A 12,190-nucleotide genomic window follows, 5' to 3' on the forward strand; every position below is an offset into this window, starting at 1 on the left:
ATCCGGTTTCTTAAAAAGAGAGGTATTTCGTCGTTTTCCAACCTTTTTTTCTATATTTGTCCCTATATATTTGGAGGTATTATCGTTGAAACACGTCTTTTGTATAGGAACCTTGCTATGTCTTTTGCTTTCAGCTTGTCCGAAAGCGCAGGCAGCTTCTATCCCTGATCCTTACGATGCGAGATTGCTTTCTGCGGACTCTATTATGAAGAAAGTCATCTTCTTTGCTCCTTTTTATGAAAGCATCATCGACGACTATAGAGCCGCTCTTTATATTAAGGGAAAAGTGAATCTTCGCAAGAAAAATCATATCTTACGCTTTATTCCTACCATGTTCCGTATCCGGAAAGGAGTGAGGGAGTATATGATGGAAACTTATAGTGACTTGCATTTTACTGCTCCCGACATTTATGATCAGAAAGTAAAAGCCAGTGTCGGCACTTCTTCCGAGTTTTGGGAGCTGGACGGCAGGTTGCCGGAATATTTCCATGTTAATATCTACGCTTCCACCTTATTATATGATAAGCTCCTTTCGCCTCTGGCTCCAAATGCGATGAAGTATTATTCTTATCATGTCGATTCAGTAATGGGTAAAGTGCATGATTTGCAATATAAAATTAGTTTCAAACCGAAAAGCAAAAGCTTTCAGTTGGTTAGCGGTCACATGGTGGTCAGTGAGAATGTCTGGAGTGTGCGTGAGATGCATTTTAGCGGGCGTTCTGAAATGTTGCGTTTCAACAATATGATACGTATGGGAGATGTGGGTGAGTCGGATGAGTTTTTGCCTGTGCATTATGATGTGGATGCCACTTTCCGCTTTCTGGGTAATGTGGTCGATGCCAATTATATTGCTGTTCTCGATTATAAAACCATTCTTCAAAAAGACCCTTCACGGATGGAGCGGAAAAGGTTGAAGAGCAAGTATGATCTGTCGGATTCCTACACATTGCGCAGTGATACGAATGCCAACAGGAGGGATAGTTCTTATTTTGAGAGTATACGTCCGATTCCGCTAGATGTACATGAACAAGACTTATATAAGGATTTCTTTTTGAGCCGTGATACTTCATATCGATATAAGAAACCCAAAAATAAGAATCTGGAATTCTGGGGGCAGATAGGTGATGCGCTTATCAGCCGCTATACGGTGGATCTTTCGAAATTGGGAAGTGTGCGCTGTTCACCGCTTATCAATCCATTCTTGCTGAGTTATAGCGGGAAGAATGGTTTTTCTTACCGGCAGGAATTTAAGTACAACCGTATTTTTACGGGCGACCGCCTGTTACGTATCGTTCCCAGATTGGGTTATAACTTCAAGTATAATGAGTTTTATTGGTCGGTAAAGTCTGACTTTGATTACTGGCCACGTAAGCGTGCGGCTCTTCACATCAACGTAGGTAACGGCCACCGCATTTATAGTAGTAGGATGCTGGATGAATTGAAAAACATTCCGGATAGTGTTTTCGATTTTGATCAGGTACAACTGGATTACTTTAATGACTTATACTTGCAGGTGCGCCATAGTTGGGAAATTGTGAACGGCCTGTCGCTGGATGTCGGTTTCTCCATGCATAAGCGTACGGAGGCCAATCGCTCGATGTATGTATCCACGAGGGCGGCTTCGCGAAGTGTAGGCTCTTCTTCAGAAGTTTATCCTGATTGGACAGAGAAAATGCGTCATTCTTACAATAGTTTTGCTCCGCGTGTCCGTCTGACGTGGACGCCCGGTCAGTATTACTATATGAATGGGGATCGTAAAGTGAACTTACATTCCAAATATCCCAGTTTTTCAGTGGACTGGGAGCGGGGCATCAATGGTGTTTTTAAGAGTACCGGTACCTATGAGCGTGTCGAAGTGGATATTCAGCACTCCATTCCTTTGGGGTTGATGCGTGATTTTTATCTTCGCTTTGGATGGGGCGCTTTCACCAATCAAAAAGATATATACTTTGTGGATTTTGCCAACTTTACCCGTTCCAATCTCCCAGTGGGATGGAATGATGAAATTGGCGGCGTATTCCAGTTGCTTGACGGGCGGTGGTATAACTCCTCCCGTAAATATCTTCGTGGGCATTTGACATACGAATCTCCTTTCCTGATGTTGCGCCATTTGGTGAAGTATACACAGCATGTGCTCAATGAGCGTCTTTATCTGAACGCTTTGGTTGTTCCACATCTGAATCCTTATATTGAGGTTGGCTATGGCATCGGCACCAATATTTTTGATTTTGGAGTCTTTGGCAGCTTTGCCAACTGGAAATTTAAGGAGATAGGTTGCAAATTCACTTTTGAGTTATTCAACCGATAATCTTTAAGTTTTTCCTGTATTTCTGTTATTAACTTCCTTTATAAATTACCCGGCTTTCGTGTTATTGTAGTTTAGAAAAATAGTGTTCTATGTTCTATAACATGCAATGACGTATTCGATGAAAGTATAGTGTTTTCTCTGATTATCAATTGTTTATTTGTTTTTGACGTATTGATAACGTATTCTGAATTTTGAATTGACGTATTTAAGAATGGGTACTTAGGGCTTCTTTTATTGCATTTTACTCTATGTTTGCAGTGTTCAATTGAGAACGAAACCGAGAATTGTTAATCTTAATTTAGTAAAACTTATGAAAAAGTTATTATCAGTTTTATTTTTACTGAGCTTTACCTTAGCTTCTGCTGTATATGCACAAGATATACAGATAAAAGGTACGGTGGTAAGTGGTGCGGACAATGAACCCTTACCTGGAGTAAATGTGGTGGTGAAAGGTAATGCCACTACGGGAACAATCACCGGTATAGACGGTGAATTTGCTTTGTCGGTTCCTTCCGACGCAATCCTTTCTATTTCTTATATAGGATTCAAATCACAGGAAGTTTCGGTTAGTGGCAAGCGTGAACTGAAAATTGTTCTGCAAGAGGATTCAGAAGCGCTGGATGAAGTGGTGGTTATTGGTTACGGTACTCAGAAAAAGAGTGTGGTAACCGCATCCATTGCCAGAGTATCATCTGAAGATTTGGCAAATACGGCTCCGGTTCGTATGGATAATGCTTTGAAAGGTTTGGCAGCCGGTGTTACAGTTACTTCTTCTTCCGGTCAGCCGGGTGCTGCAGCTCAAATTCGTGTACGTGGTGTAGGTACGATTCGTACGGAAAATGGTGCAGCCGATCCTCTTTATATTGTAGACGGTATGCCTATTGAAGGTGGTCTGGACTATTTGAATCCGAGTGATATTGCTTCTATTGAAGTTCTGAAAGATGCTGCTTCGGGTGCCGTTTATGGTGCACGTGCTGCGAATGGTGTAATTCTTGTTACTACTAAAAGCGGTAAGATTGGTAAAACAAAAGTGACTTATGATTTTTCTTATGGCTGGCAAAGTGCATGGAAGAATCGGGATGTGTTGAATGCTACGGAATATGCACTCATGATGAATGAGGGTTCTATTAATGCGGGGATGGCTCCCAAGTACAATGATCCATATTCTTATGGTACGGGAACCGATTGGCAGAATGAAGTGTTTAATGATAATGCTCCGGTAATGAATCACCAGGTGAGCGTGAGCGGTGCGAGTGATAAGGTGAGCTACCTGTTTTCTGCCGGTTATTATACTCAAGATGGTATTGTGGGTGGTAACTTTAATCGTTCTAACTATGAACGTTTGACTTTGCGTAGCAATACACAGTATACTCTCTTTGATGAATCTAAGAACCGTAATTGGTTGAATAGTCTGAAGGTTACTTCCAATCTTTCTTATGCCCGTATTAAGAGCACCGGTATCGAGGCTAACTCTACTTGGGGATCTCCGCTAGGTTCTGCTTTGGCTTTATCTCCGATGTTGACTGTTTATGATGAAGATGCTGCTGCACAGGCTCAGCTTGACAAGTATGCCAATACAACGGACTACACTCCGATTTATGACCCACGCAATGGCAAGCTCTTTAGTATTCCCGGTTCGGAATTTGGTGAAATGACCAATCCTATTGCTAATCTTTCTTTGCCCGGTGCTAAGAACTGGAGCCATAAGTTTGTGGCTAATTTTTCTGCGGAACTGCAATTATGGGATAACCTGAAGTTCAAGACTTCTTATGGTGCCGACCTCTCTTTTTGGGGCAATGACGGCTATACTCCGCTTTACTATTTGAGAAGTGGTGGTGCTTCATCACGCTCTACAGCCTACTCTGAGAAACATGACGGCACTGTTTGGCAGTTGGAAAATGTGTTGATGTATGATAAGACCATTGACAAGCATACTTTCTCAGTATTGTTAGGTCAGTCAGCCAAGAAGAACACCGGTTCATATCTTAGAGGTACACGCAACAATATAATCAATTATAGTCGTCCTTACATCAATGCAAGTAACGGACAGGCGGCAGATGGTGATCAGACTGCAGAGGGTGCTCCTTCTGAGATTGCTACATTGGCTTCTCTTTTTGCACGGGCCAGCTATAACTATGATGAACGATATATGTTCCAGGTTACAATCCGTCGTGACGGTTCTTCCCGTTTCGGTTCTAATAATCACTACGCTGTATTCCCTTCCTTCTCACTTGGATGGAATTTAACAAACGAAAAGTTTATGGAGAGACGTCCTGAGTGGCTGACATCTACAAAAGTTCGTTTCTCTTGGGGTAAGAACGGTAATGAAAACATCGGTAATTTTAAATATACTGTGTTAACTTCAACCGGCAACAATTACATTTTCGGAGCCGGAGAAAAGGTGATCAACGGGGTGAAGGCCAGTGGACTCGCTAATCCTGACTTGAAATGGGAAGAATCAGAACAGTTGGACTTTGGTATTGACTTTGGTTTCTTCAATAACGCTTTGACTTTTACTGCCGACTATTACAAGAAAACTACCAATGGCATGTTGATGGAAATGAATATCCCTTCATATGTGGGTGAATCCAAGCCGATTGGCAACGTAGGTAAGATGGAAAACAGTGGTATTGAATTGGAAGCAGCATACAGATTTCGCGTATCTGACTGGAACTTCCGCATTGGTGGTAATCTAACCTATTTGAAGAATAAGTTGATTGAATACGGAAACGAATCAGGTTGGGCAAACCTCGACTCTTTCCAGGGAACAGGCGCGATCAGCCGTGCTCAGAATGGTAAACCTTTCCCGTATTTCTATGGATATAAGACGGCTGGTATATTCCAGAACATGGATGAGGTGAACGCTTATACTAATTCTAAGGGAGAACTGATACAGCCGAACGCAGTTCCCGGTGATGTTCGTTTTGTGGATGTGGACGGTAATGGTTCAATTGATGCTGATGACCGTACCGATATCGGAAAAGGTATGCCGGACTGGACTTATGGCCTTAATTTGAATGTAAGTTGGAAGAACTTCGATTTGAGTATGATGTGGCAAGGTACTATGGGCAATGATATCTATGATGCAACTCGTCGTACGGACATTTCAGCTACTAATCTTCCTTCATGGATGCTGAACCGTTGGACCGGTGAAGGTACTTCTAACCGTATCCCCCGTTTTATGCTGGGTGATAATACAAACTGGCAATCATCTGACTTGTATGTTTACGATGGCAGTTATTTGCGTCTGAAAAACATCCAGATAGGTTACACTTTGCCGGCAGCATTAACGCAGAAAGTGTTTGTTTCTTCACTGCGCTTCTATGTCGCAGCAGAGAATTTGCTTACTTTCACCAAATATCATGGTTTCGATCCTGAAATTTCATCCGGTGGTACTTCACTTGGTATTGACTATGGTGTATATCCTCAGGCCAGAACCTGGACTATTGGTGCCAACCTCACTTTCTAATTTCTCATCTTTAAAATATAAAAAGTTATGAAAAGATATAAATATATAGTAGCAAGTTTGATAGCGTCCGCTTTCTTGGCTACAGGATGTTCAGAGTCCTTTCTGGAGGTTGCTTCTCCAACGGATGAAACGATCAATACTTATTTTACTACCGATGCGCACATTCAAGAAGCTGTAGTAGCAGCTTATGACCCGTTGCATTGGTCCGACTGGGCGATGGATGAATATAATCCTGTGACTCTTATGAGTGATATCATGGCTGATGATCTTTGGATTGGCGGTCAGGACAGGACGGATAATCAGGCATGGCACTTAATGATGAATTTTGAGGCGCTTCCTACAAATGTCATTAAAGGGTTGTGGACTGTTTCTTATAGTGGTGTGAAGCGTTGTAATGATGTCATTACTTACTTAGGTTGGGCAGGAGATAATGTAACTGAAGAGAATCGGAAATATTACGAAGCTCAAGTTATCGCTCTCCGCGTACTCTACTACAACTGGTTATGGAAGTTCTGGGGCAATATACCTTACTATAATACTAACTTGACATCACCATACCTTGCCGAGCAATTATCTGCAGACCAGGTATATGAGAATATCATTACTGATCTTGAAGGTGTAATCGCAAGTAATGTTCTTCCGATGAAAGAAACTGCAGATAATTATGGGCGTGTAACTAAGGCTATGACATATATGCTTTACTCTGAAATTGTGATGTATCAGAATGATGAGTCTCGATATGGTAAAGCTTTACAGTATATGCAGGAGATTATCGGTAGCACTCAGTATGATTTGCTTGAAAATTATGCTGATGTATTCAAGGAATCAGGCGAATGGGGCAAGGAGTCTATATTTGAGGTGAATTATAAGGATGATGATGCTATCCGTTCATGGAATGGTCCGTTGAATGCAGGCGGTACTGTACTGCCTACGCTGGTTAGTCCCCATACTTGGCCTAATGGAACAGACGGTCATGATGAAGGATGGGGATTCTGTCCGGTTCGTCTGGAAACATATCAACGCTTTGCTGATAATGATGCTCGTCGTGATGTTACTTGCTGGAATGCACAAGCTGCAATTGATGCTCACAATGCCGCTAACCCTACGAATCAACTTACTTATAATCACCGCTATCAGGATACAGGCTTCTTCCTCGAAAAGTATGCTGCGCATACAGGTGATAATGCTGGACAGAAGGCAGATGCTCAGTTGAACTGGAACAACAATCTCCGTATCTATCGTTTCTCTGAAACTTTGCTGAATGCGGCTGAGCTGATTACTCGCGGTGCTGGTTCGGGGGATGCGAAAGAATATTTGAACCGCGTGCGTAAACGCGCTGGATTGACTACTGAAAAAGAAGCGACCATTGATAATATTATTGACGAACGTCATCTTGAGTTTACAGGTGAAGGTAAGCGTTACTGGGACTTGATACGTACAGGCAAAGCGGCCAGCGTGTTGGTGCCCGATGAATATGGTTACCGTACAAATACCTGGTCAGCAAATAAGAAGTATCTGCCTATTCCGCAGAGCGAGATTGATGCTGCACAAGGTACTTTAACTCAAAACAATTATTAATTCATTAAAAAAGAAGGATTATGAAAAAAATATATAGCTATATCGGAGGAATGTTGCTGATGACGGCTATGGCTTTTAGCATCACAGCCTGTTCACCTGATGATTTTACATCGCCCACTGAGGCTGGCGTTCCGACTGCATCTGCTTATGAGAATACGATTCAAATAGATGTAGATCAGGAAACGAATTGGGTTACTTTTATTTTCAACGCTCAACCGGGCATTACTCCCGTTTGGATATTTGACGGTAAGACCTATTCATCTTCATTTTCCATGAAGAAATATTATAGAAAAGCCGGTGACTATAGTGTGGATGTAAAGATTGCCAATGCCAACGGTATAAGTGACGGCAGTATTTCCAAAACCTTCCACATTAATAAGACGATTATGAATGGTTTCGGCGGATTTGTGTATGAAAGTGATTTTAATATGTGGACGAAGGCTACGATAGCGGCTCCCACTTTCTATTATGCTCCGGGTTGGTCAGCTATTGCAGATCCTGTGTATACGTTGGAAAATGGCACTTATAGTGTAAAATTGCCAGAGGCTACTGGTGAAACTTGGCAAGCACAAATGGCAATGGGAACCAATATTTCAACAGAGGCTGCTAAAAATTATGACTTTTCAGTAATTCTTACAGCTTCAGTAGCACACTCCAATGTTACAGTAAAATTGGTGGATAGTACAGATGATGGTAATTTCTATTTTGAACAAAAAGGTATAAAATTAGAAGCCAACGAACCGCTTTGCTTCTGGAAGAGTAATATGCCGGGCATTGATATCGCCAATCTGAAGCTTGTTTTTGATTTTGGCGGTAATGCAGCTGGTACGGATATGACTATTGAAAGTATTGTGTTGAAAGACCATGCGAATGACGATGGCACTGAAGTTCCTGTGATCGATGAAACTCCTGAACCTACATGGGTTGCTGTCGATAGTAAGGATAATCTTTGGAATGGCATAACCTATGTTAACAAATTCTTTTATGCAAATAGTGACTGGAGTCCCAAACCGAATCCGGAATTGGTGATTGACGGCAGATCTTATTCTTTGTCTTTCCCGGAAGCTACTGCAGAAGCATGGCAGAATCAATTCTCATTTGAAACAGATCTTACAGCTGACACAGAAACGGTGTATGACTTCCATGTTGTTTTATATTCAACAGTGGACCTTAAAAATGTGACTGTTAAGCTGGTGCAAACCAATGAAAAAGATGAGAATGGCGAAGAAATTAAGCATGATGGTAACTTCTTCTTTGATAAGAAAGTCGATTTAGTTGCCGATTCCGAAAAAGCAGTTTGGGTAGCTTCTGTCAAAGCTTCTGAAGCTATGCATGCTATTTCTTTAGTGTTTGACTTCGGAGGTAATCCTGCCAATACTGATGTAACTATTAAAGACATCATCTTCCAAAAACATAAAGATTGATATGATTAAGAATATAAAGCTAATGACAATACTTTCTTTCTTTACCTGCCTGCTCGGTTTCTTTAGCTGTAGCAGTAGCGACGGCGAACCGGAAGTATCCTCTCCTGTAGTCAGCGTAGCGCCCACTCAGATAACGGCTACTTATGAAAGCTCTGTTACAACTCTTTCGGTTAAGTCCGATCAGGAATGGACCGCTTTCAGTAATGAAGATTGGATTACTTGTGAAATATCGAGTAATACTTTACAGGGGACTGTTGAAGTGACGGTCAAGGCTAATACCACTTACCAACCCCGAGAGGGGGCGGTAGTGGTAAAGTCAGGTACTACACGCGTTTCTGTTCCGGTATCACAAGAAGCAAAACCTGACATTGTAGATCCGGATATCGATACTCCTGAAGGCTATCGGTTGATATGGCAGGATGAGTTTAATGACTCCAAACTGTCTACGCCCGACGAATCATTGTGGTGGTACGAGACAGGTGCCAGTGGCTGGGGAAACAATGAGATACAAAACTACATTCCCGGTTCGAAGAATGGAGAAACTTGTGCTCAGGTAAGTAACGGAACATTGAAGATTATCGCTAAAAAGGTGGGTAATGAGGTTTATTCCATTCGTATGAATACGGTTGAAAGTTGGAAGTATGGCTATTTTGAAGCTCGCCTCAAATTGCCCACAGGTAAAGGAACCTGGCCTGCGTTCTGGATGATGCCGAAGAATTATACAGCTTGGCCCGATGATGGTGAGATTGATATCATGGAGGAAGTGGGTTATGATCCTAATGTAATTTTATCAACAGTTCATTGTAAAGCTTATAATCATTCTATAGGTACTCAAAAGTCAGGAACCATAAAAGTGCCGACTGCGCAGACGGAGTTTCATGTATATGCTGTTGAGTGGACGGAAGAGTTTATTAAAGGGTATGTGGATGGTAAATGTTACTTTACTTTCGATAATGATAAAAAAGGTAACAAAGATACCTGGCCTTTTAATGCTCCCTTCTATTTAAAACTGAACCTTGCATGGGGAGGTGACTGGGGAGGTGCTCAAGGTATAGATGAGTCGGCTTTACCTGCAACTTACGAGATTGATTATGTACGCGTGTTTCAGAAAAAATAATTGAATAGGTATGAAAGCTATAAAGGTTTTTTCCGCCTGCTTGTTTCTCTTGTCTTTTGTCTCTTGTACGCAAGTAGCAAATAAAGGCAGTGATGCGGCAACTGAGAAAAAAGTAGAATCTCTCCTGTCTAAGATGACCCTTGAGGAGAAAATCGGTCAGATGAACCAGATTTCTTCTTACGGTAATATTGAGGATATGAGTGCTTTGATTAAGAAAGGTGAAATCGGTTCTATCTTGAATGAGGTGGATCCGGTGCGTATTAATGCATTACAGCGTGTGGCAATGGAAGAATCCCGGTTGGGTATTCCTTTATTGATAGCGCGTGATGTCATTCACGGGTTTAAAACAATTTTCCCTATTCCCTTGGGACAAGCGGCTTCGTTCAATCCGCAGGTAGCGAAAGACGGTGCACGGGTAGCAGCTATTGAAGCTTCGTCTGTAGGTATCCGGTGGACTTTTGCGCCAATGATTGATATTGCCCGCGATCCTCGCTGGGGACGTATTGCCGAAGGGTGTGGTGAAGATACGTACCTTACTTCCGTAATGGGAGCTGCTATGGTAGAAGGTTTTCAGGGAGATTCGCTGAATAGCCCTACTTCAATTGCTGCTTGCCCTAAACATTTTGTAGGTTACGGTGCAGCCGAAGGAGGACGTGATTATAATTCCACGTTCATTCCCGAACGTCGTCTGCGCAATGTTTATTTGCCGCCTTTTGAAGCTGCCACCAAAGCGGGTGCAGCCACGTTTATGACTTCATTTAATGATAATGATGGAATCCCTTCTACCGGGAATGCTTTTATTTTGAAGAATGTACTCCGTGATGAGTGGGGATTCGATGGTTTTGTTGTGACGGACTGGGCTTCTGCCAGCGAAATGATAAGCCATGGTTTTGCAGCCGGTTCAAAAGAAGCGGCAATGAAATCTGTGAATGCAGGAGTAGATATGGAAATGGTGAGTTACACTTTTGTGAAGGAATTGCCGGAATTGGTGAAAGAAGGAAAGGTGAAAGAAAGCACTATTGATGAGGCCGTTCGCAATATTTTACGTATCAAGTATCGTTTGGGACTGTTTGATGCTCCTTATGTAGACGAAAAACAACCATCTGTCATGTATGCTCCTTCTCATTTGGAAGCAGCTAAGCAAGCGGCTGTCGAATCGGCTATTCTGCTGAAGAATGATAGGGAAGTGTTGCCGTTACAGCCATCTGTGAAAACTGTTGCAGTGGTAGGACCTATGGCTAATGCACCCTATGAACAGTTGGGTACTTGGATATTTGATGGTGAGAAAGCTCGTACTCAGACTCCGTTGAACGCTATTAAGGAAATGGTTGGCGATAAAGTACAGGTGATTTATGAACCGGGACTGGCATATAGTCGTGAGAAAAATCCGGCAAGTGTGGCTAAAGCAGCTGCCGCCGCTGCGCGTGCAGATGTCATTCTTGCTTTTGTGGGTGAAGAATCTATTCTTTCGGGTGAAGCTCACTGTTTGGCTGATCTGGATTTGCGGGGTGATCAGGGAGCTTTGATTACTGCTTTGGCTAAGACGGGTAAACCTGTAGTGACTATTGTGATGGCGGGTCGTCCGTTGACTATCGGTAAAGAAGTCGAAGAGTCGACTGCTGTTCTCTATTCATTCCATCCGGGCACAATGGGCGGTCCTGCATTGGCTGATTTGCTTTGGGGGAAGGCTGTGCCGAGCGGAAAGGCGCCGGTCACTTTCCCGAGGATGGTGGGACAAATTCCTGTGTACTACGCTCATAATAATACCGGACGTCCGGCCACACGGAATGAAGTGTTGCTGAATGATATTGCTGTTGAGGCCGGACAGACTTCACTGGGATGTACTTCATTCTATATGGATGCAGGTTTTGATCCCTTGTTCCCGTTTGGCTATGGTCTGTCGTACACCACATTTAAGTATAGCAACATCAAACTGGCATCTGAGGTACTGAAAAAAGATGATGTGCTGACAGTGACATTCGATCTGGAAAATACCGGGAAATATGAAGGAACGGAAGTAGCTCAGCTGTATATACAGGATAAGGTTGGTTCTGTGACCCGCCCGGTGAAAGAACTGAAACGTTTCACTCGTGTGACATTGAAGCCGGGTGAGAAGAAAAGCGTTTCGTTTGAACTCCCTATTAGTGAACTTGCATTTTGGAACATAGATATGGCTAAAGTTGTGGAGTCCGGAGACTTTGGGCTCTGGGTGGCAACGGATAGTCAGTCCGGAGAAGAAGTTTTCTTCAAGGTAGTAGACTGATTGGTGATTTTAAGGTTAAAGTAGGAGAGGG

At 42.6% G+C, this 12,190-nt stretch carries 6 protein-coding genes; all 6 read left to right on the forward strand.

What is annotated here, in order from left to right; genetic code table 11:
- Positions 1-205: 205 nt before the first annotated feature.
- The 6 genes from BN161_RS21250 to bglX all read left to right on the forward strand — a co-directional run bounded on the left by BN161_RS21250 (position 206) and on the right by bglX (position 12,159).
- On the forward strand, positions 206-2,308 hold the full coding sequence (locus BN161_RS21250) for a DUF5686 family protein (RefSeq protein ID WP_209441920.1): 2,103 nt from the start codon (positions 206-208) through the stop codon (positions 2,306-2,308).
- Between the two features lie 310 nt (positions 2,309-2,618).
- Positions 2,619-5,777: a SusC/RagA family TonB-linked outer membrane protein gene (locus BN161_RS21255; RefSeq protein WP_044270066.1), complete on the forward strand. Its 3,159-nt coding sequence runs from the start codon at positions 2,619-2,621 to the stop codon at positions 5,775-5,777.
- Positions 5,778-5,804: 27 nt separating this feature from the next.
- Positions 5,805-7,355, forward strand: coding sequence for a RagB/SusD family nutrient uptake outer membrane protein (locus tag BN161_RS21260; protein WP_044270068.1), 1,551 nt, complete (start codon positions 5,805-5,807; stop codon positions 7,353-7,355).
- 20 nt (positions 7,356-7,375) lie between these two features.
- On the forward strand, positions 7,376-8,779 hold the full coding sequence (locus tag BN161_RS21265; protein ID WP_044270071.1) for a hypothetical protein: 1,404 nt from the start codon (positions 7,376-7,378) through the stop codon (positions 8,777-8,779).
- Between the two features lies 1 nt (position 8,780).
- Positions 8,781-9,896 carry a family 16 glycosylhydrolase gene (locus tag BN161_RS21270; RefSeq protein ID WP_044270073.1) on the forward strand — a complete coding sequence of 372 codons (1,116 nt, stop codon included), beginning with the start codon at positions 8,781-8,783 and terminating at the stop codon, positions 9,894-9,896.
- A gap of 10 nt (positions 9,897-9,906) precedes the next feature.
- Positions 9,907-12,159, forward strand: a complete 2,253-nt coding sequence (gene bglX / locus BN161_RS21275; RefSeq protein ID WP_044270075.1) for a beta-glucosidase BglX — start codon at positions 9,907-9,909, stop codon at positions 12,157-12,159.
- The last annotated feature ends 31 nt before the right edge of the window (positions 12,160-12,190 follow it).

The sequence above is a fragment of the Bacteroides timonensis genome, assembly GCF_000513195.1.
In the GTDB taxonomy this organism is placed as follows: domain Bacteria; phylum Bacteroidota; class Bacteroidia; order Bacteroidales; family Bacteroidaceae; genus Bacteroides; species Bacteroides timonensis.

Bases quoted from the DNA above. Each gene is read 5' to 3' on its own strand.
- BN161_RS21250 (WP_209441920.1), top strand. From the start codon at position 206: ATGAAGAAAGTCATCTTCTTTGCTCCTTTTTATGAAAGCATCATCGAC.
- BN161_RS21255 (WP_044270066.1), top strand. From the start codon at position 2,619: ATGAAAAAGTTATTATCAGTTTTATTTTTACTGAGCTTTACCTTAGCT.
- BN161_RS21260 (WP_044270068.1), top strand. From the start codon at position 5,805: ATGAAAAGATATAAATATATAGTAGCAAGTTTGATAGCGTCCGCTTTC.
- BN161_RS21265 (WP_044270071.1), top strand. From the start codon at position 7,376: ATGAAAAAAATATATAGCTATATCGGAGGAATGTTGCTGATGACGGCT.
- BN161_RS21270 (WP_044270073.1), top strand. From the start codon at position 8,781: ATGATTAAGAATATAAAGCTAATGACAATACTTTCTTTCTTTACCTGC.
- bglX (WP_044270075.1), top strand. From the start codon at position 9,907: ATGAAAGCTATAAAGGTTTTTTCCGCCTGCTTGTTTCTCTTGTCTTTT.